The following is a 24,686-nucleotide window of genomic DNA, read 5'->3' as shown; positions in this document are numbered from 1 at the left end:
AGTTGAGAGGATGAATTGATATTTGTCTTCTATGTTTAGTCTTTAAATTTGACGCGACTCCTCCCAAAACGTTAACGGATTAATCAATGTCTCTAAAATTCCGCCTTCTTTTATCGACAACTATGCTTACTATAGGGGTCATAATAATACTCGCGTTTGCTACTTATTGGACAGCAAACAACCTTTCGAAAAGCGCATTAGAACAAGCCGCAGAAGATAAGTTAGTGTTGCAGAATGTGCAGACTAAAGAAGCGTTTATAGATTACGTCGATTTCGTGAGTAAGCAGATAAGCAATTTTTCTGAATCATCAATTATCACCCAGTCCACACCAAAATTTAATCAGGCTTTCAATCAATATAATGCGGAATTAGATGCTTATAGTAGCGAGCAAAGTGAAAAGTTAAGTAACTACTACTCTGTCGCTTTCGCAGATTTATATGAACAACGTAATAACCAGCCTTTACTCAACGTAGAAAAATTATATCAAAGCTTACCCTTAGTTACGAAGAAGCTACAGTACGACTTTATTGCAGGCTCAACTTATAACATTGGTGAAAAAGACACCTTAGTGAGTTTAAATAACGGTACGACATACGCTGATATTCATGAGCAGTACCATGAAGAAATTCGCAGCTTCCTTCAAACTTTTAACTACTACGATATTTTTATTGTCGATCCAGATTCTGGCAATATCGTGTACAGCGTTTTTAAAGAGCTCGACTTTGCGACAAGCTTAAAGTCAGGGCCTTACGCTGATACGGGTATTGGTGAAGCGTACAGGTTGGCTATGCAAAGTACTGCCTCCGATGAAGTTGTTATGAGTGAGTTGACCAGCTATTTGCCTTCTTATGACGCAATGGCGGGTTTCTTTGGCTCCCAAATTGTAGATACTAACGGCAATTTATTAGGCATACTCGTTTTTCAAATTCCGCTGGATGTTGTCAGCAATATTCTTACCCACGACTCTGATTGGAAGGCGAGAGGATTTGGCGATTCGGGGGAAACTTATCTAGTTTCACCTGAATCTCTGTTAGTGACAGAAAGCCGTTTTTTTGTTGAGGACCCAGAGGGGTATAGTGATGCTATTCAACAACGCTACCCGTCTGTAGCGACCAATGCTCAAAGAGCAGGCACTAGTGTTGGCATCCAAAAAGTTGAGTCCCCCTCAGTGAAAAAAGCATTTGACGCTAAAACTGGCTTTACCACTGTTGAAGATTATCGTGGTGTTGAAGTGTATTCCTATTATAGCCCTATAGAATTAGGAAGTTATACCTACGCACTGTTAGCTGAAATTGATGTAGAAGAAGCCCTCTTACCGCTAACCAAGCTGCAACGCACCCTACTACTTACGGTTTTATCCATAGCGTGTGTATTAATTGTCGTTTCAATAGCCGTAGCTCTTCGACTTGCTAATGTGTTGGTTTCTCCCCTTACGAAATTAAAATCTGCATGTGATGATTTAGCTAATGGTTCTGGTGACCTAACTACTAGACTAGAAGCATCGCCAATTGCTGAAATTAACGATGTTATCTCTCCTTTTAATGCGTTCATTGACCAGATACATGTATTGGTGAAACAGTTTAAGGCTGATGCGAAAGTACTTACACAAACTACCGTGGAATTTACTGAAACGGTTGGTGAAAGTCTGACTGCTGTCCATTCCCAAAGAGAGCAAAGTAGTAGTGTTGCGTCCTCCGTAGAGGAGCTTTCGGTATCGGTTTCAGACGTTGCTCGAACTACGGTGGACACGCGCGACCAAGGTGAGATGGCCATGAGTGGGCTTAAGGAAAATATAGAACGTTCTGATTTAGCCTCTAACAATGTTCAGCTCATGGTGGATTTGCTTTCACGCTCTAGTGAAGTTATTAACGCACTTAATACTGAAGTTGGCAGTATCAATGACTTATTAGGCGATATTACTTCTATAGCCGATCAAACTAACTTACTTGCGTTAAATGCTGCGATAGAAGCGGCGAGAGCTGGCGAAGCAGGGCGGGGCTTTTCCGTAGTGGCCGACGAAGTGAGAGCGCTAGCTACTCGCTCGCAATCAAGTACTGACAAAATCGGCGGCATTGTAAACAGTATGATTAAGTCGTCTGAACTTTCAGTGCTTGAAATGGAAAAAGCCAAAACAACGGCGGATGGTGGAATACATTTGTTTGATTTACTTGCCACTGCAATGAAGGAGCTTATGCAGGTGATTGAGCAAGTACAAGGCATGGCAGATACGGTAGCCGCAGCAACACAAGAGCAAGCGACCGTAACCGACAGTGTGAATCAAAATATTCTCGAAATTTCTACAATGTCTGAGAAGATAGAACACGAAGTCGATTTCATTTCAAAAAGGACGCAATCCTTGTCTGAAGTTGCTCAGGCAATGCAGTCTCAAGTCGATAGATATAAAGTGTAGCGATAACGGGTAAATAATAGAGAATAAAGAGACACGCACCATCAATAACAAAAGTCATGAGGTGCGTGGTGTTAAGTTGAATACGAGTGCTGCGTTACTCCGCTAATGCACTGGCTGCCGCTACTTTTGTAGGGCTGATTTCTTCGCTAGGATAGCAGCCTAATATTTTAATATAGCGGGTGATGTTTCGAAGGGCTTCAATGGCATTTTGCACAGGTCCATCTTCCACATTGCCTTTCACATCAATGTAAAACATTTCTTCCCAAGGGTTACCAGGAATAGGACGAGACTCTAATTTTGTCATATTAATGTTGTTTTCACTTAGTACCAAAAGCGCTTCAACTAACGCGCCAGGCTTTTGAACCGTAGACATTACTAATGTAGTCTTAGCCGGAACTTGAAGTGGTACCACTACCGCTTTACGTGCAACCACAATGAAACGGCTATGGTTTTCTTTTTGGTTGGCCAAGTTACTTTTTATTGCAGTAAGACCATAAAGGTTTCCACCAGCCTCACTGCCAATAGCTGCAATATCATCTCGCTGTAACTCACTCACGGTCAACATAGCCGAAGACGTGCTGTCCATGGTTTTCACTTCAATGTTGCCAAGCTCAGCTAGGAAGTGGCTGCATTGTGTGAATACTTGTGGATGCGCGTACACGGTTTTAATTTTATCTACCGTCGTGTCTGCACCAACAAGCAAAGTATGACGAATAGGGTGTGTAAGTTCGCCAATAATGCTCAAGTGAGTATGTTGAAGTTGGTCATACACTTCATTAATACTGCCTGACGTTGTATTTTCAATAGGCAGAACGGCGTAGTCGGCTTCTGCATTCTCCACTTTCTGAATAATTTCGCTAAAGCTCTGACAACCTATTTCTAGTAATTCACCGGGGCGTCTAGAAAAGTATTTCTGGGTAGCAAGGTACGAGTAAGAGCCCTTATCGCCCAAGAAAGCCACACGATTAAGAGGAAGTGTACTACCCGGATTGGCGCGTTCTGCAAGCATTGCTTGCTGGTTTAACACCGAGTCTTCAATGATGACATGAAATATCTGGGTAACGTAGTGAGGGTCAAGACCTGCGTCCTTACCTTCTTTAATTAGGCGAACAAGCAGTTGCTCTTCACGTTTCTGATCCCGAACTGGAATATGGTGCTTAATTTTAGTTTCAGCGACTTCATTGGTAAGCACACGGCGCTCGGCCAACAAGGTTAGAAGTTCGCTATCTAAAGATGTTATGCGCTCTCTTACAGCATCTAAGGCGTTATCAGACATAGTTTTCCACTTATCGTATTAGCTAAAAAAAAACCTCCCTTGAGGGAGGTTTTTATGCATGTAGCTGCGCCTCCCTATTTAAAGAGCATAAACGCAAAAAAGATAGCTACTGCATGTATATTATTCTGTTTCATACGCCTGACTTTATGCGTACAGCCTGTCGGTGTCAACCTGTTTTTACATTGCTTTTAATATTTATAGGGGAGGGGGCTTGATAGATGTTGGTAGAAGGGGTAGGTGAATTGTGAATTCAGTTTAAAGCAGCAAGTCACTGACATAGTGTGAGCTTACTGCTTTAGGCAATATGGTGTGATTTTTAGAAAACTTGTTACCTTAGTTACCTAATAAGGCCGCGAGCATTTGTCGAACTTCTGTAGGTTCGAATGGCTTATCACATAACGCGTTCACGCCGGTCTGTTGAATATTGGCCATATGAGCACTGTCGGCTGCTTCAGACGTTACCATGATGATAGGAATATGCGTAGTTTCGGGGTTGAAACGGATAAACTCAGAAAGTTCTCGGCCATCCATTTCTGGCATGTTGTAATCGGTAACCACTAAATCAAAGGCTTCATCCTTTATAAAGGTAAGTGCCATTGCGCCATTTTCAGCTTCTTTAATGCGCTGTAGTCCCATACCTTCAAGTACACGACGAATGTGATTACGCGCTAATTTACTGTCGTCAACAAGCAGAACCCTAACATCGTGTATATCGAATAGCTCGAGTTCAAGTTCGTCGTGATTGATTAAATCAAGGCTAGCATTAAGCGCGCGAGACAGATGAAGAGGCTCGAAAGGCTTAGGGAGGATAGCTGAAACGCCCGCTTGTTTGAATTCTTCCAACTTGCTTATTCTGTTCTCACTTGAGACCAACATGAATGGAATAGATTTAAAATCGTCATTTTCTTTAATGAACTTGATCAAATCTAATGCTGTGCCGTCTTCGAAATACATCGCGCTAACAATCAGGTCTGCACCGTGCGCTTTTACCGCCGAAATAGCTTCAGAAAGGGTACTAACAGGATCAATTTCCTTTACCTTTTCTTTCAACAATAGGGTAGTAATAATCTTCCTCTGCGTATCAGAGGGTTCAACTAATATGATATGTAAATCAGAAATTGACAGCTTTTCCATTCCGTTCTCTTTTTGGTATTTTCAAGGAAAGTAAGGGGGTGAATTAACCCCCAGCAATTTTAGCGCTAAAGCCCTTATCCTGCAGTAAAGCTTTTAACTTCTCGCGGTCATCCGTTTGAACTTCAATTTGTCCATCTTTAACCGCGCCACCACAGCCACACTTCTTTTTTAATTCAGTGCCTAGCTTCTTTAACGCATCGGGGGCTAAATCAAGCCCTTTAATTATAGACACGCCTTTCCCTTTGCGGCCTTTTGTTTCTCTGTGTATGCGAACAATACCATCGTCGGAAGTGGAACGCTTTGCTTCTTTAGGCGAAGGTTTAACTTTACCTGTATCGGTACTGTATACCAGCAGTGCATCTTGCCAATCTTGCATTTTATCCTCTGATTATTTTTCCTGTGCGTTAAACGAGCCTTATTTAGGCTTATCTACAATTGTAGCATGGCAGGCTGAAATATCTGCGCTAGAATAAATTCAGTAATGCCTAATTATACGCTGTGTTTGTCACTAGATAATAAAGCAACCAGTGTAGTCAACGCAGAAGGAGTCATTGAGTGAATGTATCAACGGACAAGGTTAATGAACAACAGACTTTAATTATAGAGATGGGCGAAAAGTTTGATTTTAGCAAAGTGGAAGCCTTTCGCTCAGCCTATCAAGATTTAGACTCTGACGTGAAACACATCACCGTAGACTTGGCTAAAACAGAATACATGGACAGTTCAGCCTTAGGTATGTTGCTAAATATGCAAAAAGTTCTATCACAAAGGCCGCTGACATTTAGTATTGAGAATAGCCGACCGCCCGTAGAGCGAATACTAAAAATATCGCGCTTTGACAAAAAATTTATTATTCGTTGAGACGCAGTAGCAAGCAAGCCACAGGGCGCTAAAATTAAATGAAAATTCTTATCGTTGATGATGAGCCAATTAACCGCACTATGTTAGTTAGCATGTTAAGCGAAGCTGGGTTCACCGATTGCGTTGAGGCTTCGAGTGGCAACGATGCGTTAGCGATAGTAGAGCATGCGATACCCGATTTAGTGCTACTTGATGTGGTAATGCCAGGTATGAGCGGTTTTGAGGTTGCACCGAAAATTAGAACGTTAGCCGGCGGCCGATACTTACCAATTTTATTTATCACAGCATTGGATGACAAAGAAAGTCTAGTGAAGTGTTTAGAGGTTGGGGGGAATGACTTTGCCACCAAACCTTTCGACAAACATATTCTCACCGCCAAAATTCGCGCGCACGAAAAAATTCGCAACTTAAGTGCCCATATAGAACAGCAAAATGAAGAGCTTAGGTTTTATCAACAACGGGTAGCAAGAGAGCATGCCATTGTTGAGCATATTTTCAGTCATGCCATTGTTAATAAAAGCCACGTTCTTAAATATTTTGATCACGCATTAACGCCTGCAGAAACATTTAATGGTGATGTATTTGTATGTGAAGCCAGCCCAAGTGGTGGTTTATATTTTTTAGTAGGAGATTTTACCGGGCATGGATTGGCATCAGCCATAGGTGCACTGCCGGTAACGCGTGCATTTCAAGAGATGTCTTTAAAAGGGTTGTCGGTAAATGAAATGGCGACAGAGTTTAATAAAATACTTCTGCGATTTTTACCCAGCGATATGTTTATGGCTGCGGTTATCGGCGAAGTTGGCTCTGATGGTTCTCGTATTACCCTTTGGCAAGGTGGTATGCCACAAATGTTGGTGGTGTCAGACAAGCGGAAATTTATTAAAACTATTTCTTCCCCTCATATGGCGCTAGGTATTCTTGAGCAACACGAATTTGACAGTGAGTGCGAAATTTTTGAGATGTTGGCGAATGACAAGTTAATTGTCTATTCCGATGGATTGACAGAAGCGGTTGATGCAGAGGGAAATATGTTAACCGAAGAGGGGATAGAACAATGGTGTGCTGATGCCACTGATATCACTGCCGAAGGAATTTTTAATCACGCTAAAGCATTTTCGGCTACACCTAGTTTTGAAGACGATGTGTCAGTGGTTATTTTCAAAAGTCAGTCCTTGGAAGGGGTTCAGCCTTATCGAGCTACCGACGATATTCCGTTAAATATCACTATCACCTTAAGTGCCAAACATTTAAAGCAGTCCGACATTCAAACCCGTATGCTCCATCAAACTTCTCAATGTAGCGGCATTGAACATGTTCGCTCAGTGCTCTTTACGGTGGTTTCAGAAATGTTCAGCAACGCCTTAGAACACGGCATTTTGAACATGGACTCACGTCTAAAGCATTCGCCAGAAGGCTTTCAATTATATTATGAGCAGCGAGAAAAGTTACTGAGTGCCTTAGATGAAGGGACGATTATTATTAATATCGAGTCGGATCCGGCGAAAGAAACCGTCTTTCTTTCTATAGAAGACAGCGGGAACGGATTTGAGTGGGAACAGAAAGCCAGCCCCGAAAGTAATGACTCATTCGGAAGAGGGTTAGGCCTCATCAGAGCGTTAAGTAGTAAAGTGTGGTTTGAAAAAGGCGGGAGAAAAATAAACTGTTTGCTCGATACAGCCGTTGAATAACTACCACTAGACTAAAAATGCCAACGATTTGCCGTATATTCCCACTTTGAAAGGTTGGATATGTTATGCAATAGCTTCGTTGTTTATTTGGAGCGCCTAATGCTTAAATCTTTATTACAGCTTTTCGAAACGAAAGAATCAGAAGCGCAGCAGAAACATACTGTCGAACTTGCCACTGCTGCGTTGTTAAGTGAAATAATGAGGGCTGACGCTAATGTCACCAACAGTGAGCTCAATGCTTACAAAACGCACTTGTATAAACAATTTGCGCTTTCTGATGATGAACTAAAATTACTGATGGAAGAAGGCCGAACCTCAGCAGAAGAAGCTGTGGATTTAGTACAGTTTACCAAGATAATTAATCAAACCTGTGAAGCTGAACAAAAGCGGGACATTCTTGAGGGTTTATGGGCAATTGCATTTGCAGATAATCAACTTGCCCCTATTGAAGAGCATACCATTCGGCGTATATCAGACTTATTGCATGTGCCGCATTCCCATTTTATTAAAGCTAAACTGCGCGTTTCGCCAGAGAATTAAAGCAATACTTAACACACTCTCGCGTTATTAATATCGAAAAAAGTGCTTGTTACACAGGTAATTAGTGAAAAATAATGCTATAAATAAATCATGAATTTCCATGGTCTCAGGTGCACTTGAGGTTATGATGACTACGTAAGATTTATTGAAAACATGATTGCAATCTATTACGCGGGTGGTGTTAGAGGAAGTGGGTGTGTTTAAGTCTATAAAGGCCCCAATTAGTATTGTCGTTACCTTGTCTATGTCTGTAATGGCTGCCGCGGTGTTGTGGTTTGCAGTATTAGAACATAAAGCGCTATATCTCAATTTAGCACATTCTCATGCGGTTTCTCTTGCCAATGGCGTAGTAAAAAATGTAGCGCCAGCTATGTTGTTAAATGCCCAAAAAGCCTACTCTCTTTCAAATGTCTTAATCCTGTTAAAGGAGCATGAACATGTTATTTCAGCAAGAATCTACGACAGTAATTTTACCCTTTTATTAGAAGAAGAAGGCCCATCTGCTAATAGACTGAATGAGCCTTTTCTAAATACCCTTGACCCATTTGCTTTAACTGAAGGGGTATCCATAGAAAATGACGTCATTATGGCACGACGAGTAATAGGCTCTTCGCAAAAGCCAGATGGTTTCTTGATACTCTTCGTGGATGCAAAGGCACCACTTTCGGGAAGTGTTAAAGGCTTACTACTGAATGTAGTACCTATTATCTTTGTGCTGTGGGTAATAAGCATTATTGGCACATTGTTTTTCATTCGTCGTGTATTTCGCCCTTTAAGTGAGTTAAGTTTTTTCACCAAACAGGTCACAGACACCAAAGATTACGCCTTGCGACAAAACCTTACTTCAAGAGATGAAATAGGGGAGTTGGGAGAAAACATCAACCTTTTGTTAGAAATGATAGAGGTTGAACTACTTATCAATCATGAACAAAATCAAACCTTGGTCGATCAACAAGAAACCATGATTCGATTGGCTAACTATGACAGCCTAACCGGGTTACCTAATAGGCAATTTGTGCTTGATAACTTGCGGTTAGAGCTAGCCCGAGCGCGAAGGAATGATGATGATCTTGCTCTTTTGTTTTTCGATTTAGATGGGTTTAAAGGCATAAATGATTCACTAGGCCATGAGACCGGTGACCTGATATTGATAGAAGTGGCAGATAGGGTGAGCACTCTGTTACGAGAAGGGGACTTGGTAGCCCGATTAGGAGGCGATGAATTTTTAGTATTACCCGATCGGGAAACGCGAGATACCAGCCTTGAAAATATGGCCGGTCGATTAATTGATGCCTTTACTAGTCCTTTTGAATTGCGTGGGCTGTCACTGTCTGTTGGCGTTAGTGTGGGCGTAGCGCGTGCCATAGACGCCGACTATGATTTAAGCGAATTAATGAGCAATGCAGATCTTGCGATGTATCGCTCTAAAGCCAAGGGGCGTGGAAGCTTTACCATATTTACACCTGATATGGTGGAATCGCACAAGCGTAAATTCCATTTAGCGAATGCCATAGAGCAAGGGTTAAAGAACGATGAGTTTATGGTGTATTACCAAGTTAAAGTCGATCACGAAGGGAAGGTTATCGGCTTAGAGGGACTGCTTAGGTGGCAACACCCGGAATATGGTTTGGTTATGCCTAATGAGTTTATTCCTATAGCGGAACAAGGCGGTAAAATATCTGCCATTACACGTTGGGTAATTGAAAAAGTCTGTATTGATCTACCCAAATTAAGGGAGTGGCTTCCCCATCGTTTTCGTGTGTCAGTGAATTTATCAGGCCACGACCTTCGTGATAGTAACCTGTTTGACAATATCTATGAGATTTTCACACGCCACAATGTAAATCCTGAATACGTAGAATTCGAGGTAACCGAGTCTGCTTACTTAGAGAATTTTGCGTCATCAAATAAATTCTTTAAACGCATGAGCAACATGGGATGCGCCATTGCCCTAGATGATTTTGGTACGGGTTACTCTTCACTAAGCTATTTAACCCAGATAAGCATCGATACCTTAAAAATTGATAAGCAGTTTGTACATGAGCTTGAAACGTCGGAAAGGAGCCGCTTAGTAACCGGCGCTATTATCGATTTGGCCAAACGCCTTTCACTTAGCGTATGTGCCGAAGGTATCGAAAATGAAACCCAATGGCATTATTTGATAGAACACGGTTGTGACTATATTCAAGGTTTTATGTTTAGCAAACCCATTCCTATGGATGACCTTATTCTGTCACCAAAACAGTTTATAATTGGCAATGTCAATAATAGTGAGGGTAGGTAGCATAGCTTATGCATCGGGCTTTTTATTACGCTGTCATAACGAACTGATTCAACAAACTATTTTAATTTAGAGCCTTATTAGGCTAATAGACACAATTACAGGAGTTCATGTAACTGTGTCTGTTTCTAGATACAATGTACAGGAGGTGAGTCGATTTATTTGTTGTAAATATTTGATATATAATTAAATTGTATTTTTGGCTCAATTTTAGCTTATCCAATCAGAGTTAACAGAGTTATCGAAGTTAGTTTAAGGGATTTATAAACAAGCAGTAATGCGGAGGATTCATGATGAAACGACTAGAGAAGGTTTTTCTGATTTTACTTACCATCGCGGCGATACAAGCTATTTCGGTAGTTGAAGCGCACGCGTCACCTGCAAAAACGTTAATGCAGCAGTTAGACACGAATAAAGACGGTTTGATTTCGCTGAAAGAAGCGGTTCGTCACACCGAACTATTGCGTAATTTTGGGTTAATTGACGACAATGAAGATGGCAAATTAACTGAAGCCGAATTAGCAAAAAGTAAACTGACACCAGGAAATGCAAAATCTGCGGTCAGTGAATAGCTGTCGTTAGCGAACAATATATATAATAGCCTAGCAGATGCGCCTGCCGGTGCTTGTTTGAAGGAATACCACTCTGATTGAGAAATTTTCATTTGGTGAACGGCTGGTTCAGCTAGGCTCATTACGTCAACTGACGCTAGGTAGCTTCGTGCTGGCGTTAATCCCCTTGATTGCGTTGTTGTGGCAAAGCCAAAGCGACTTAGCCAAAGTAGGGCAAATGACCACGTTGGAAACCCGATACGTGGTTGATGTTGTGGGCGATATGCAGCGCCTGGATGGCGCTGTTGTTGACTTAGAGCGAAGTATTCGTCAATACGCGGTTATTCGAACCGAGAAAGTTGCCACCTTATCCGATAACGCACTCGATCAATTCGCGGTGGCCGCTGATAACCTTTGCCAAGCCTTATCTGTTCAGGGAACCTGCGAAAGGTTGTCAGAACAATTAGGCGACCTGTCTGATTACCGCTTAATTGAAGATCAACTTTTACTCAATGCGTACCTTGCTAACGTAGCACGAAGTGTTTCACAGCTTCGAGATGACGTGGAGCTTGCTATTTCCGAACGGGTCAAAGTGCAGCAAGATGACTTAAACGCGATGCAAGCAAAGCAAGCGTGGTCTACGGCGATGTTGGTAAGTGTCTCCTTGCTGCTTATCCTTTTAGGAAGCCAACTGATTGTTAATCCAGTTAATAAATTAAAGCAGATAATTCGTATAGTGGCGCATCAGCAAGGTGATCTTCCCCCTTTGTCTCGCCAAGCGCCGCGAGAATTAATAGATGTGGAGAAAGATCTGCATTGGCTGTACGATCGTCTTGGTCAATTAGAGCATATACGCACTGCTTTATTGCGCCATGCTGCTCACGAGTTGAAAACCCCGTTAGCCAGTATTAAAGAAGGATGTAGTTTATTGTCGGAAAATGTTGTGGGCGATTTGAATGACCCTCAACGTGAAGTATTGTCGCTACTTAGCGCAAGTACGCAAAGACTGAACACACTAATCGAAAAACTACTCGATTATAACTTGTTGTTACAGCAAGCTCAGCCCGACATCGTTAATACTGATGCGAAGAAGTTGGTTGATGCATGTTTGGGGGATTACGCCCTAGCGTTACAAGAACGTGAAGTGACGGTATCGGTTGATAGTAAGCATATTTGGGCTGACGAAGAGTTATTCAGGCGGATACTCGACAATTTGGTGTCTAACGCAGTAGCACATGGTGCTGTAGGGCGACCCATTAATGTACATATATATTTAGATAATAACTTTGCTATATTGGACGTTGCAAATCGAGGCAAGCGGATTGCCAAAGAGTCGGTTGCAACACTGTTTGAACCTTTCACCCGTGGCGCAGAGCCGAGAAATGATAATGTTATAGGCACAGGATTAGGCTTATCGATTGTTGCGGATTGCGCGCGACTGATGCATGGCGACGTACAAGTTGTCGATGTCGATTACGCTGATGTGTGCTTTAGGGTGACGATTCCTCAACAGGAAAAATAAAATGAGAATAAGTTGTATGATACTGGCCCTGACGATGATGTCGGGTTGCAGTGTGTTGTCTAAGCAGCCAATCGAACAGAAAATTGAAGTTCAACCACCCCAGATGATTGAAGTGGCTGTAAACGACGATATTTGCCTGTTCACTTCAGAACCTGAAAATTTTGATTACAATTGCGACATGGCTTACTGGTTGGAAGTTTGGCTTGAAGCTGATGCCACGCCTTGGATTGAACGCAAAGCGCAGTTAACAGCGCTTGGTCAATCAAAAAAAGACAAAATTCACGCTTACCTTTTATCCTTATCCAGCGATACCCCGTATCAAGATAGGCTACGTGCCCAACTTTCTATAGATGATTTAATGCCTGAATTTACCGACGCCGCTGCGTTGGTCATTGAAGTTGTGGTAAGTAACCCAAACAAACAATTAATGGAACTTGAGTCTGCGTTGAGTGTATTAAGTAAAGAAAATACCCATCGAGGTCAAGAATTACAAAAGCTGTATGCCGAGCTTAAAGCTCAGCAGAAAAAACTAGAAGAACTACTCCAAATTGAAGCAACACTTATGGATAAAAACAGGAACAACTAACAATGAGTGAAAGTAGCAAGAACAAACCCCATTTATTGTTGGTTGATGATGATAAAAGTTTACTTCGCCTCTTAACTATCCGCTTAGAAGGCGAGGGTTATCAAGTTACTGCGGTTGAAGATGGTAATGCGGCGTTAAGAAAGCTTCAAAATGATGCTTTTGACGTGGTACTCAGTGATTTGCGTATGCCTGGCCTTGATGGGTTAAGTTTATTTGAAGAAATCATGGGCATTCGAAAAGATATTCCCGTAATTTTGATGACCGCCCACGGCACAATTTCGGACGCGGTTGCAGCCACTCAGCGTGGTGTCTTTGGTTTTCTACCCAAGCCAGTCGACCATGATGAGCTGCGTACTTTATTACAAAAAGCATTAAGTCAGTCACAAGCGGCTCAGCCCGGTGAATGGGCGAAAAGTATTGTTACCCGTTCTCAAGATATGCTCAATGTACTCGATCAAGCGTACAGAATTGCGCAACGAGAAGTCAGTGTACTTATTAGCGGAGCCAGTGGTACAGGTAAAGAGTTATTAGCTAATGCAATGCATCAGGCCAGTGACAGACGTGACAAACCGTTTGTTGCCATTAACTGTGGCGCACTGCCAGAAAACTTACTTGAATCAGAATTATTCGGACATGCGAAAGGTGCCTTTACTGGTGCGGTAGCCGCTCACCCTGGTCTATTTCGTGAAGCCGATGGCGGGACATTATTTTTAGATGAAATTGGCGATATGCCAATGACATTACAAGTGAAACTACTGCGTGCGTTACAAGAGCGTCAAATTAGACCTGTAGGCAGCAGTAAGCATGTTGATATTGATGTTCGTATCATCTCGGCTACTCACAAAGACTTGCTCAAAGAAATGGAAGAGGGCACTTTCAGGGAAGACTTATACTACCGCCTAAATGTGGTGAACTTAAAGCTTCCATCGTTGAAAGTGCGAAGTGAAGATATTCCTTTGCTGGCGCGTTCACTATTGCAGCAAAGTGCCCAGCGTCATGGTGTTAACGTGAGTCAGTTTTCAGATGATGCAATGCAGTTGTTAGTGAAATCATCCTGGCCAGGAAACGTGCGTCAATTGGTAAACGTGGTTGAGCAATGTGTTGCTTTAACACAAACACCAGTAGTGCCACTGCATCTTGTAGAGCAAGCGCTGTCAGCCACTAAGCAAAGTTGGCCAACGTTAACCGAAGCCAGAGATGCTTTTGAGCAACAGTATTTGAACAAGCTTTTGAAAATGACTGATGGCAACGTAACCCGCGCGGCGGAACTTGCCGGACGTAACCGTACCGATATGCATAAGTTGATGAAGAAGCATGATCTAGATGCCAGTGATTTTAGATAAAAAACTCGTTTAATAATGTTGACCTGTATGTTCGACGGCGACGGTCTCGAACATACAGATACTAACCCACAGCTCGACCACCAACCATTTTACTGCATTATCCTTTCGAATAAATTTTGTATTTGCGACAAGCGTTGCTTACAAACCTCTTCTATTCTTTGTTACACGATATATGTATATGGGTTAGTCCTATGTTTTTACATAATAACGTTCTGTCGCAAAAAGCGACGTTTCACCTTGGTGAAGCAACTACGAATTTAAATGCAACTTTCGAACAACTATCGTCGGGTAAACGGATAAATAGCGCGGGCGATGATGCAGCTGGTCTTTTGATAAGCCAGCGGCTATCCAGTCAATCTTTCGGTTTGTTCCAAGCTGCCGATAATGCAAACAGCGGTATTGCACTGACGCAAACCGTAGACGCAAGTTTAGATGAAGTTTCTCAACATTTGTTGCGTGTTAGACAGCTATCTATTAAATCGCAAAACGGTATATTTTCAGACTCAGATGTGTCGGCTATCGATAAAGAAATTGCCAGCGCCTTAGGCGAAGTTGAACGTATCGCGCAAAATACTACGTTCGCTGGAGAAAACTTACTCGATGGAACATACCGTAGAGATTTTGGCATAAGTGCTAATGGGGAGCGGCATATCCGCGTAGATTTAATGCTTGAAGGGGAGGGCCTTAACTTAAAAAGTCTTGGTTTAGATAACCTTTCTATGTCGGCTGAACACAGTGGTAGTAATATTATAAATAGTGACGATGTTACGATGGCTGCAGCGTTTAATGTTGGGGAAGTGTTATTGACAGCTGATGACGCATCAGGTGAGCGGAGCCTAAGTGTTTCTTCAGATAGTGGGCAGACCTTTATTGAAAAAGCAGTCGAATTAGTTGGTAGTAAAGGGGTAAATGCCAGCCTTATCAGTACGACAGTAAATAATGTTCTAGGTTTGGGAAGTACGACGGCAAATATATTAACCGGAGACGTCAGCCTTTCTCAAAATAATACAGCACTGCGTATAGCGACGCCTTCTAGTACACTACAAATATCAGCAAATTTAAATAGTAAGGTTGGTTTATATGATGCTGATGAGCAAGAGAATAGCCAAGTAAATACCGATACTCTAAACAAAGTAGATAAAGCGTTAGAGACAGTGAGTGATTTAAGAGCCGATGTAGGAGCGCTAAACAATCGTTTTTCTTCTGCGCTAAAAGTGCTCTCAAACACTAACCTAAATATACAACGTTCACATTCGCATATTGTCGATACTGATTTTGCTACTAGCACAGCTATGGCAACACGTTTTGATATTCTTCATAAAGCAAATTTAGCCGTATTGTCCCAAGCCAATAAATCACCCAATCAGGTGCTTTATTTATTGGGTTAGATATCCTCAACGATATTTTTGTTTAGCACCGCTTCTGCAAGCTTGGCAAACTCACGTAGTTTATCGATATCTTCTGCACTAAATGCTCTGGGAGAGTCATGAATTACACATAATGTACCTAGCTCATAACCATCGAGAGAACGTAAAATGGCGCCTGCATAAGCGCGTATAAAAGGAGCGCCTTGTACTAGTTCATTATTCGAAAAACGATTATCTTCTAATGCATTTGGCACGATTAAGTACTCTTCTTCTGCAATAGCATACGTACAAAAAGAGATATTCCGCGGGGTTTCTGACACATCTAAACATTGACGAGATTTAAACCACTGACGGTCTTCAGCAATTAAGCTCACTAAGCAAATCTTACAGCCAAAATACTCTTGCGTTGCCTTTGTAATCGCATCTAATTGGATATCAGGAGGAGTATCAAGTACGTTTAAATCTTTCAATGCCTTTAGCCGTAAGGCCTCATGCACATGCTGTGATGCTTTCATTATTTTTCCGCTTACTTAGAGGGCGAGAGTATTGCTGTACTCTGGGAGGCGGAGTCTATACGAACAGATGTATAAGCACTAGCCTATTTTTATATTGATGTGAGTAAAAAGCAATCCGATTAGGAGAGTGCGTCGTGCGGTATTGACTGTCAAAATAACGTGTTTTGATTTGGTTGTTGCTTCAACGCTAGGTTCGGTATTGCCACTTCATGAAATTTCTGATTATACAAATCAATAAATTGTTGCGCTAACCATGGGGCATCTTTGTTATCTGGTCTATGACAGAAAAAATAAGGGCTTTTCCCTTCTAGCCGCCATTGATGAACTTTGTTCACCCAAGGCGTTAAACACGCAATATTATCTTCATCATTATCATTCCCTACAAAACGAACAATAGGGTTAGTCGCAGTGGCAATCACATTCACTGGCACTCTAGGTTTTTTGTTCCGCACCTCACGTAAAAGCGCACTGTCGCTAGAGCTTGTATCTTCCCTTGAAACAGGGCCGGTAAATAACGCGCGGGTATCCATAATAATGCGGTTAGCCTTGTGCTCAATTAATAATTGGTTTAACTGCTTTTCTTCATTTCCTTTAGCAAAGAAAGCTAAATGTCTTACTTCTACCGCAACGGTAATATGGGGTGGTAAAAAGCTTAAAAACGTCGTCAGCCGTTCTAGTTTTTCAGGGCCAAAGCTTGCAGGAAGTTGTAGCAGCATTACACCTAATTTTTGCCCCAGCGGCGCAAGAATGTTTAATTGTTCATTCACTTCATCCTCGCAATGCAGTAATTGATGAACGTGGGTAATTTGCTGATTGAATTTAAACGTAAATGAAAAGTCGCTACCTACTGATTGTTCCCAGCGAGCGACCGCATCAGCATGTGGAAGAGAATAAAAGGTCGTATTTCCCTCAACCGTATTGCACTCCTTGGCGTAATGAACCAGTTGATTGTCACTTTTTGGGTAACTAGCAAACCAGGTTTTTGGCCAATGACTATGCTGCCATTGCGGCAAGCCAATAAATACCTTGGGTAGCGCCGAAGAAGTTGATAATTTAGTTACTGCAGGATTGTTTGTATTTGTCATTGGGCTTTACTGCGCATTTGTTTATACTATGCGACCTTAATTTAACACATAGTGCATGATGGCAAGGGGCGCGAGCGCCTCATTGTAGAGTAATGGCAAGCAGGTTCAAGGGTTTGCCTACCATCGTGTAACGCAAGATAAGAATATCAGGGGTCAACGACCATGCGCACAGATTACTGTGGGAACATCGATTCATCATACATTGGGCAAGAAATCACCCTGTGTGGTTGGGTAAACAAACGCCGTGACTTAGGTGGCGTAATCTTCATCGACTTACGAGACCGCGAAGGTATCGTTCAAGTGGTATTCGACCCTGATTTACCAGAGGTATTAAGCGTAGCGAATAAACTTCGCGGTGAATTTTGCGTTAAGCTAACCGGTAAAGTGCGTGCTCGCCCTGAAGGCCAAATCAATAAAGATATGCGTACCGGCGAAATCGAGATTTTAGGCACAGGCCTAGAAATCATCAATCGCTCTGATGCGCTGCCGCTTGATTGGAACCAAGAGAACTCTGAAGAGCAGCGTTTACGCTACCGTTACCTTGATTTACGTCGCCCTGTTATGAGCCAGCGCTTACAGTTTCGCGCTAAAGTAACCGGTGCAGTACGTCGTTTCTTAGAAGGCGAAGGCTTTCTAGATATTGAAACGCCTATTTTGACCAAAGCGACACCTGAAGGTGCTCGTGATTACTTAGTACCTAGCCGCACCCATAAAGGCGAGTTCTTTGCACTGCCACAATCGCCGCAGTTGTTTAAGCAATTGCTGATGATGTCTGGCATGGACAGATACTACCAAATTGTAAAGTGCTTCCGTGATGAAGATTTACGTGCCGATCGCCAACCAGAATTTACCCAAATCGATATCGAAACTACGTTTTTAGATGCCGATGGCGTAATGGCTATTACTGAAAGCATGATCCGCGATTTATTCAACACCATGTTGGACGTAGATTTAGGCGACTTCCCACGCATGACCTACGCCGAAGCAATGAGGCGTTTTGGTAGCGATAAACCTGATTTACGTAACCCGTTAGAGCTTACCGATATTGCTGACTTACTTGAAACTGTTGAGTTTAAAGTATTCAGTGGCCCTGCTAACGATCCTAAAGGTCGTGTTGCTGCTATTCGTGTACCAGGCGGTGCGAGCATGTCTCGTAAGCAAATTGACGAGTACACCAAGTTCGTAGGCATTTACGGCGCGAAAGGCTTAGCGTGGATGAAAGTAAACGAAATGGCACCGGGCCAAGAAGGTTTACAATCACCTATTCTTAAGTTCTTAAGTGAAGACATTACCGACGGTATTTTGCAGCGCACTGGCGCGCAAGCTGGCGACATCTTGTTATTTGGTGCCGACACTAACACAGTAGTTACCGAAGCCATGGGCGCACTTCGCCTTAAACTGGGTGAAGACTTTGAGTTATTAGAAGGTGAGTGGAAGCCGTTGTGGGTTGTCGACTTCCCAATGTTCGAAGAATTCGACGGACAGCTTCATGCTATACACCATCCGTTTACTGCGCCTCGCGGCTTAACCGCAGAAGAGCTTAAAGCCAACCCTGTTGGTGCATTGTCTGATGCTTACGACATGGTATTAAACGGTTGCGAGCTTGGTGGTGGTTCAGTACGTATTCACAACGAAGAAATGCAATCTGCCGTATTTGACATTTTGGGTATAGATGAAGAAGAAGCGAAGAACAAGTTTGGCTTCTTACTTGAAGCCTTACGCTTTGGTGCGCCGCCTCACGCAGGTTTAGCGTTCGGTTTAGACCGCTTAGTGATGCTAATGACTGGCGCGACGTCAATTCGCGATGTAATGGCATTCCCTAAAACCACCACAGCGGCATGCCCATTAACATCTGCGCCAAGCCCTGCGAATCCAAAACAGTTGGAAGAGTTGGCGATTGCAACGGTAAAAAAGCCGTCGTAAACGATGGCTTATAAAAAGCCCGAGTCAGTCCTTGTGGTGCTGTACGATCAGCATCACAAGGTACTATTGCTGCAACGTAATGATGACCCTGAATTTTGGCAGTCGGTCACTGGCGCAATGGAAGACGGTGAACTCCCTATTGAAACCGCGTACCGAGAAGTGGCGGAAGAAACAGGGATTGACGCCAAACAGTTGTCTATTGAAATGTTTAATCACAATAGACAAAACCAATACGAAATTCGCAGCCGCTGGCTGCATCGATATCCCCCCGGAACACGGTTTAACACCGAACACGTTTTTTCTCTTCAAGTAGACAGTTCCTTGCCGTTGGTGCTTACTGAACATTTACAGTACGAGTGGGTAGATAAAGCACAAGCATTAGCGCGACTTTGGTCGCCTTCAAACAAAGAGGCGGTATCAATGTTTGTACCAAACGTACCTTAATGGTTATACTGGGTATAGATCCAGGTTCTAGGGTTACAGGCTACGGCGTTATTGAGCGTAAGCAGGGTAAACTTGTGTATGTGGCGAGTGGTTGTATTCGCGTAGGAACGGCAGATTTACCGTCGAGGCTTGACAATATCTATACCGGTATTAGCGATATTATTCGTCAGTACAACCCTGCGCAATTTGCTATTGAGCAAGTGTTTATGGCAAAAAATCCCGACTCTGCCTTAAAGTTAGGGCAAGCCCGCGGTGCCGCGATTGTGGCAGCCACTCAAGGTGAATTGCCAGTAGCAGAATATTCGGCTAGGCAAATTAAACAGGCAGTAGTAGGCAAGGGTAGTGCAGATAAAACGCAAGTGCAGCACATGGTGAAGCATTTATTGAGTTTAAGTGGTACACCTCAAGCTGACGCTGCTGATGCCCTAGCTGTGGCGCTATGTCATGCCCATACCGAGCAAAGCCTGATTAATATGGCTGGGCAAGCACGCAAAACCGTGCGAGGCCGTTTACGCTAATTGCTTTGCTCGCCTACAAATTGCATGCGTTTTTGTAGCCACTTTTTGTAACCACTTTTTTATAAACAGTAGAACCTTCCTATTTGTTTTATTTCCCTACATTGGGAAAATACCATGTAAGAGAGCAGTCATGATTGGACGTATTCGCGGTACATTGGCCGAAAAGCAGCCCCCAGAAATTTTGGTAGATGCAAACGGGGTAGGCTATGAAATTCATATGCCAATGACGAGCTTCTATCAACTACCTGCTGTGGGTGAAGAAGTCGTTGTGTATACCCATTTTGTAGTGCGAGAAGACGCGCAATTACTGTTCGGGTTTGCCGATAAAATGGAACGAGGCTTGTTCCGTGAACTCATAAAAGCCAATGGCGTTGGTCCTAAACTAGGGCTAACTATATTATCGGGTATGTCTGCAGGTCAGTTTTTGTCTGCGGTTCAAAATGCCGACGTTTCTGCATTAGTGAGCTTGCCGGGCATTGGCAAGAAAACAGCAGAAAGGTTAGTTGTTGAGTTAAAAGACAGATTGGCGAAATTTGGCAAAGTACAAAGTATCGCTATTCCACCGCCAAGTGGCGACTTACTGAATACCAATACCTTGGTGGAAGTAAACGACACACGAGAAGATGCCCAGAGTGCGCTGGTGGCACTAGGTTATAAGCCAGCTCAGGCAAGCAAACTTATCGATAGTGTGTATAAAGAAGGCATGGAAAGCGAGTCGCTTATTCGTGAAGCTTTAAAAGCTGCCATTTGAACCTTGTTAATTTAAGGCTGAAATTAAGCTGAAGCCAAAATTTGCCAAGAACGATAGACCTACGTTGCCGATTTACTTTAAAGCAGAGCCCTAATGATAGAAGCTGATAGACTGATTACGCCCGATGCGAGTACCGAAGATGAAGTTATCGACCGTGCTATTCGCCCTAAAATGCTTGATGATTATACAGGCCAGCCTCATGTGTGTGAGCAGATGGAAATCTTCATTCAGGCTGCTAGAAAGCGTGACGATGCCCTCGATCACTTACTCATATTTGGTCCGCCAGGGCTAGGGAAAACTACGCTAGCAAATATTGTGGCGAACGAGATGGATGTAAGTATTAAAACCACCTCAGGGCCTGTACTTGAAAAAGCCGGAGACCTAGCGGCACTGCTTACAAATCTTGAGCGTAACGATGTTCTTTTTATTGATGAAATCCATCGTTTAAGCCCTGTTGTAGAAGAAATTCTGTATCCGGCCATGGAAGACTATCAATTAGACATCATGATAGGCGAAGGGCCAGCAGCCCGTTCTATTAAGCTAGACTTGCCACCTTTCACCTTAGTCGGGGCTACAACCCGTGCAGGTTCGCTTACATCGCCATTGAGAGACCGTTTTGGCATAGTTCAACGTCTAGAGTTTTATTCGGTTAAAGATCTCACCACCATTGTTGCTCGTAGTGCGAGTTACTTGAATTTAGATATGAGCCCAGAAGGGGCACAAGAAATTGCACGTCGCTCTAGAGGTACACCGCGTATTGCCAACAGGCTATTAAGACGAGTTCGAGATTACGCAGAAATTAAATCTGATGGTACGGTTGGCGTTGAAACCGCTGCAAAGGCATTGGATATGCTAGATGTAGATAAAGAAGGCTTCGATTATATGGATCGGAAATTGCTTTGTGCCATCATAGAGAAATTTGATGGTGGCCCAGTAGGGCTAGACAATTTAGCAGCAGCAATTGGTGAAGAGAAAGAAACCATTGAAGATGTGATTGAACCCTTTCTTATTCAGCAAGGTTTCTTACAGCGCACGCCGCGTGGACGAATAGTGTCGCAACGAGCGTATCTTCATTTTGGCTTTACCCCTTCAGTTTAGAAGCTAAGTGTTTTTTTGCATGAGCAAACTTATGTTCGCTCATGCTGAGTTTACTTTATTCACTACTTCCCATCACTTTCCTTCAGGCAAAAAAAAGCCCGCTCAATGAACGGGCCAAAACAACAAGTGTTAAAGGAAATAAATCCAGGGAACTCATGTCTAACAGGAGAAAAACTCTTGCATAACCGTGTGATACACCATTACGCTCTGTAGGACTGATGCTGCGTATTATAGGCTTAGTTTGATTTCTTACAATTGAGTAAAATTGTTTTTTAGCCTTAGAAAAACTAATGTGTTGCTATGGTGTTAATGGTTTATCATTTAATCATTAAATCCTTCTAAAAGTGCGGCATGCAAGGTGGGATTTTTAAATTGTGAAAGAAGATTATGCAATGGATAATCAAGGTTAACGATTAATTTTATTGACGGTGAAAGAATATTTATGCATTTACATCAGGTAAGAGTGTATTACGAAGATACTGATGCGGGAGGTATTGTTTATTATGCCAACTACCTCAAGTTTATGGAGAGGGCAAGAACTGAGTGGCTTAGAGCCCTTGGCTTCGAACAAGATATATTAATGGAACAATCGGTGGCTTTTGTCGTCAAACGCGTTGAAATGCATAACTATGCGCCTGCTCGATTCAATGACCTGTTGAGTATTGAAACGCAGGTTGTAGAATTGAAAGGGGCGAGTATGACGTTTCATCAAACCATTAAAAATATACAAGATGTAACTTTAGTATCTGCTGATATTCAAGTTGCTTGTGTCAGTCTAGATACTATGAAGCCTAGACGACTACCACGTACACTGTTAGGGGAAATAACGCGTGTCATCTGATCTTACTTTTATCGGCCTATTTTTGCAGGCCAGCTTTATTGTTCAACTTGTTATGTTGCTTTTGTTAGGCGTATCAATTGCGTCTTGGACATTTATTTTCCAGCGTAGTAAAGCGCTTTCAAGTGCACGAGAAGAGATGCGTCAATTTGAAGACAAGTTTTGGTCGGGCGCTGATTTAAATCGACTATATCAAGAGCTTTCTGCTCGCCCTAACTTATCAGGTATTGGCACTATTTTTTGTGCTGGCTTCAAAGAGTTTGTCCGCTTACGCAAATCAAATACCGGTACCAATGCCATTGTAGACGGTACTTACCGTTCAATGCGCGTAACTATGTCTCGCCAAGTGGAAGAATTAGAAAGTCGTCTCCCGTTTTTAGCAACAGCCGGTTCTATTAGCCCGTATATCGGCCTATTTGGTACGGTTTGGGGGATCATGAACGCTTTTATCGCATTAGGTGAAGTACAACAAGCTACGCTAGCCATGGTTGCACCAGGTATTGCTGAAGCCCTTATCGCAACGGCAATTGGTTTATTTGCGGCCATTCCTGCGGTTATTGCGTATAACCGTTTTAGTCACCAAGTTGAAAAGCTTGAAAACAGCTACGGTAACTTTATGGAAGAGTTTTCTGCCATTCTTCATCGTCAGGCGGTATCTGGACAAGCGCAGCAACCGCAAGCTTAAATGCTAATATAGATGCGAGCTTAGCTCACTGGTGAGAGAGGAATAATTATGTATGTAAGAAAACGCCGTAGGCCGGTTTCTGAAATTAACGTAGTGCCCTACATCGATGTGATGTTGGTGCTACTGATTATCTTTATGGTAACGGCTCCGCTTATTTCGCAAGGGGTTAAAGTCGATTTACCTAAAGCGAGTGCGAACCCTATCGAACAAGAAGATAATCCACCTATTATTGCGTCAGTAGACGTTAAAGGCCGCTACTTTCTTAATGTGGGAGACGACCAGGAGTCGCCACTGGCGCAAGAAGACTTAGCAGCCCTAGTACAAGCTCAGCTACAAAAAGATCCTAATACCCCAGTGGTAGTAAAAGGTGATGGGCAAGTTGCTTATAATGAAGTCATTCAACTTATGGTGTTATTGCAAGGCGCAGGTGTGCCTTCTGTAGGTTTAATGACAGATCCTGTTGAGCCAGAGTAGGTTTATTGATGACTGCAAGTTCTGTTGGCATTTATAAATCTATCGCACTGCACGTAGGTGTAGCTGCAGTGTTGCTAATTAGCGTCAGCTTTTCTCCTTCTCCTTTGCCTACAACGGCGACGAGTGCCCCAGTTATTGAAGCCACCTTTATTGACGCGCAAGCCATCGCGGATACAAAGCGAGAGCAGGCGCAAGCTGAGGCTCAAGCCAGAGAGGTAGAAGCGAAAAGAAAGAAAAAAGAAGCGCAGGCTGCTGCCGCAAAACGTCAAAGGGCTGCAGAAGCGAAGCGAGCTAGAGAAAAAAAGCAAGCTGAAGAAGCAGAGTTCAAACGTCAAAAAGAGCTCGAGCAGTTAGCTGCGCAAAAGGAACAACAACGTAAAGAACGTGAAGCAAAAGCGAAAGCGGATGCAGAACGTAAAAAGAAAGAAGCGGCTGAAAATGCTGAGATGGAGAGAATTATGCAAGAGCAACTTGCGCAAGAGCAAGCGGCTCAGCAACAGCGAAGGCGTGCACAAGTTCTGACTGAAGTAGAGCGCTATACCGCGTTAATTCAGCAAACGATAAAACGGAACTTGTACGACGATGACAGCTTCAAAGGTAAGGTATGTAGATTGAATATCAAATTGGCTACCACAGGTTATGTGACTAGCATACGTATCTTAGGCGGGCATGATGCCTTGTGCAGAGCCGCTGAAAGTGCCGTACGCCGTGCAGAAGAGCTGCCGGTATCGGATGCGGCCGACGTCTATGAGCAATTAAAAGATATTAACTTAAAAGTGGAACTGTAGTGCA

24 protein-coding genes are annotated in these 24,686 nt (G+C 42.9%); 19 read left to right on the top strand and 5 right to left on the bottom strand.

The features are described from left to right. The first annotated feature begins 86 nt into the window (after nt 1-86). A complete protein-coding gene (locus R1T43_RS14600) occupies nt 87-2,411 on the top strand; it encodes a methyl-accepting chemotaxis protein (RefSeq protein ID WP_317350135.1) in 2,325 nt (774 codons plus the stop codon). Between the two features lie 94 nt (nt 2,412-2,505). On the opposite strand, the gene pheA is transcribed toward R1T43_RS14600, so the two are convergent. The 3 genes from pheA to yciH form a co-directional block, all read right to left on the bottom strand. Next, entirely contained in the window at nt 2,506-3,687 is a 1,182-nt protein-coding gene (pheA, locus tag R1T43_RS14595; protein WP_057792992.1) for a prephenate dehydratase, read from the bottom strand. Nucleotides 3,688-4,020: 333 nt separating this feature from the next. Next, the gene (locus tag R1T43_RS14590; RefSeq protein WP_211069637.1) at nt 4,021-4,821 is read right to left on the bottom strand and encodes a response regulator; all 801 of its coding nucleotides are present in this window, start codon (nt 4,819-4,821) and stop codon (nt 4,021-4,023) included. Between the two features lie 43 nt (nt 4,822-4,864). Beyond that, on the bottom strand, nt 4,865-5,197 hold the full coding sequence (yciH, locus tag R1T43_RS14585; protein ID WP_057792988.1) for a stress response translation initiation inhibitor YciH: 333 nt from the start codon (nt 5,195-5,197) through the stop codon (nt 4,865-4,867). Between the two features lie 179 nt (nt 5,198-5,376). On the opposite strand from yciH, the gene R1T43_RS14580 reads away from it, so the two are divergent. The 9 genes from R1T43_RS14580 to R1T43_RS14540 all read left to right on the top strand — a co-directional run bounded on the left by R1T43_RS14580 (nt 5,377) and on the right by R1T43_RS14540 (nt 15,584). Next, a complete protein-coding gene (locus R1T43_RS14580; RefSeq protein ID WP_057792986.1) occupies nt 5,377-5,682 on the top strand; it encodes an STAS domain-containing protein in 306 nt (101 codons plus the stop codon). Between the two features lie 38 nt (nt 5,683-5,720). Beyond that, on the top strand, nt 5,721-7,373 hold the full coding sequence (locus tag R1T43_RS14575) for a fused response regulator/phosphatase (RefSeq protein WP_317350130.1): 1,653 nt from the start codon (nt 5,721-5,723) through the stop codon (nt 7,371-7,373). Between the two features lie 99 nt (nt 7,374-7,472). Further along, nucleotides 7,473-7,913: a TerB family tellurite resistance protein gene (locus R1T43_RS14570; RefSeq protein WP_211069635.1), complete on the top strand. Its 441-nt coding sequence runs from the start codon at nt 7,473-7,475 to the stop codon at nt 7,911-7,913. A gap of 196 nt (nt 7,914-8,109) precedes the next feature. Further along, nucleotides 8,110-10,197 carry an EAL domain-containing protein gene (locus R1T43_RS14565; RefSeq protein WP_317350127.1) on the top strand — a complete coding sequence of 696 codons (2,088 nt, stop codon included), beginning with the start codon at nt 8,110-8,112 and terminating at the stop codon, nt 10,195-10,197. Between the two features lie 287 nt (nt 10,198-10,484). Continuing rightward, on the top strand, nt 10,485-10,766 hold the full coding sequence (locus R1T43_RS14560) for a calcium-binding protein (RefSeq protein ID WP_231518523.1): 282 nt from the start codon (nt 10,485-10,487) through the stop codon (nt 10,764-10,766). 103 nt (nt 10,767-10,869) lie between these two features. Continuing rightward, the gene (locus R1T43_RS14555) at nt 10,870-12,267 is read left to right on the top strand and encodes a sensor histidine kinase (RefSeq protein WP_211069698.1); all 1,398 of its coding nucleotides are present in this window, start codon (nt 10,870-10,872) and stop codon (nt 12,265-12,267) included. Nucleotide 12,268: 1 nt separating this feature from the next. Then, nucleotides 12,269-12,853 (top strand): hypothetical protein, encoded by a 585-nt coding sequence (locus tag R1T43_RS14550; RefSeq protein ID WP_211069633.1) that lies wholly within the window; start codon nt 12,269-12,271, stop codon nt 12,851-12,853. A 2-nt stretch (nt 12,854-12,855) separates the two neighbouring features. Beyond that, nucleotides 12,856-14,196: a sigma 54-interacting transcriptional regulator gene (locus tag R1T43_RS14545; RefSeq protein ID WP_317350124.1), complete on the top strand. Its 1,341-nt coding sequence runs from the start codon at nt 12,856-12,858 to the stop codon at nt 14,194-14,196. A gap of 191 nt (nt 14,197-14,387) precedes the next feature. Next, nucleotides 14,388-15,584, top strand: coding sequence for a flagellin (locus R1T43_RS14540; protein WP_317350122.1), 1,197 nt, complete (start codon nt 14,388-14,390; stop codon nt 15,582-15,584). On the opposite strand, the gene R1T43_RS14535 is transcribed toward R1T43_RS14540, so the two are convergent. Together R1T43_RS14535 and R1T43_RS14530 are read right to left on the bottom strand one after the other, a co-directional pair. Beyond that, nucleotides 15,581-16,078 carry a GAF domain-containing protein gene (locus tag R1T43_RS14535; RefSeq protein WP_317350120.1) on the bottom strand — a complete coding sequence of 166 codons (498 nt, stop codon included), beginning with the start codon at nt 16,076-16,078 and terminating at the stop codon, nt 15,581-15,583. The two genes, R1T43_RS14540 and R1T43_RS14535, sit on opposite strands and share 4 nt — an antisense overlap. A 149-nt stretch (nt 16,079-16,227) precedes the next feature. After that, on the bottom strand, nt 16,228-17,163 hold the full coding sequence (locus R1T43_RS14530; protein WP_317350118.1) for a DUF72 domain-containing protein: 936 nt from the start codon (nt 17,161-17,163) through the stop codon (nt 16,228-16,230). Between the two features lie 162 nt (nt 17,164-17,325). Here R1T43_RS14530 and aspS point away from each other — a divergent pair, with 162 nt between their 5' ends. The 9 genes from aspS to tolA all read left to right on the top strand — a co-directional run bounded on the left by aspS (nt 17,326) and on the right by tolA (nt 24,682). Beyond that, complete coding sequence (aspS, locus tag R1T43_RS14525; RefSeq protein ID WP_317350117.1) at nt 17,326-19,086, top strand: aspartate--tRNA ligase; 1,761 nt, start codon at nt 17,326-17,328, stop codon at nt 19,084-19,086. A 3-nt stretch (nt 19,087-19,089) separates the two neighbouring features. Continuing rightward, nucleotides 19,090-19,530 (top strand): dihydroneopterin triphosphate diphosphatase, encoded by a 441-nt coding sequence (gene nudB / locus R1T43_RS14520; protein WP_211069629.1) that lies wholly within the window; start codon nt 19,090-19,092, stop codon nt 19,528-19,530. Further along, nucleotides 19,530-20,048 carry a crossover junction endodeoxyribonuclease RuvC gene (gene ruvC, locus R1T43_RS14515; RefSeq protein WP_211069628.1) on the top strand — a complete coding sequence of 173 codons (519 nt, stop codon included), beginning with the start codon at nt 19,530-19,532 and terminating at the stop codon, nt 20,046-20,048. The genes nudB and ruvC overlap by 1 nt, the downstream gene beginning before the upstream one ends. A 130-nt stretch (nt 20,049-20,178) precedes the next feature. Continuing rightward, nucleotides 20,179-20,799 (top strand): Holliday junction branch migration protein RuvA, encoded by a 621-nt coding sequence (ruvA, locus tag R1T43_RS14510; RefSeq protein ID WP_013784875.1) that lies wholly within the window; start codon nt 20,179-20,181, stop codon nt 20,797-20,799. A 93-nt stretch (nt 20,800-20,892) separates the two neighbouring features. After that, the gene (ruvB, locus tag R1T43_RS14505) at nt 20,893-21,897 is read left to right on the top strand and encodes a Holliday junction branch migration DNA helicase RuvB (RefSeq protein WP_057792964.1); all 1,005 of its coding nucleotides are present in this window, start codon (nt 20,893-20,895) and stop codon (nt 21,895-21,897) included. Between the two features lie 442 nt (nt 21,898-22,339). Then, on the top strand, nt 22,340-22,738 hold the full coding sequence (gene ybgC / locus R1T43_RS14500; RefSeq protein WP_211069627.1) for a tol-pal system-associated acyl-CoA thioesterase: 399 nt from the start codon (nt 22,340-22,342) through the stop codon (nt 22,736-22,738). Then, on the top strand, nt 22,728-23,420 hold the full coding sequence (gene tolQ / locus R1T43_RS14495; protein WP_211069626.1) for a protein TolQ: 693 nt from the start codon (nt 22,728-22,730) through the stop codon (nt 23,418-23,420). Before ybgC ends, tolQ begins: the two co-directional genes overlap by 11 nt. Nucleotides 23,421-23,468: 48 nt before the next feature. Next, complete coding sequence (gene tolR / locus R1T43_RS14490; RefSeq protein ID WP_057792958.1) at nt 23,469-23,894, top strand: protein TolR; 426 nt, start codon at nt 23,469-23,471, stop codon at nt 23,892-23,894. An 8-nt stretch (nt 23,895-23,902) separates the two neighbouring features. Further along, the gene (tolA, locus tag R1T43_RS14485; RefSeq protein WP_317350110.1) at nt 23,903-24,682 is read left to right on the top strand and encodes a cell envelope integrity protein TolA; all 780 of its coding nucleotides are present in this window, start codon (nt 23,903-23,905) and stop codon (nt 24,680-24,682) included. The last annotated feature ends 4 nt before the right edge of the window (nt 24,683-24,686 follow it).

Source organism: Alteromonas sp. CI.11.F.A3, from assembly GCF_032925565.1.
In the GTDB taxonomy this organism is placed as follows: domain Bacteria; phylum Pseudomonadota; class Gammaproteobacteria; order Enterobacterales; family Alteromonadaceae; genus Alteromonas.
This window is presented reverse-complemented; position numbering and strand designations above follow the sequence as displayed.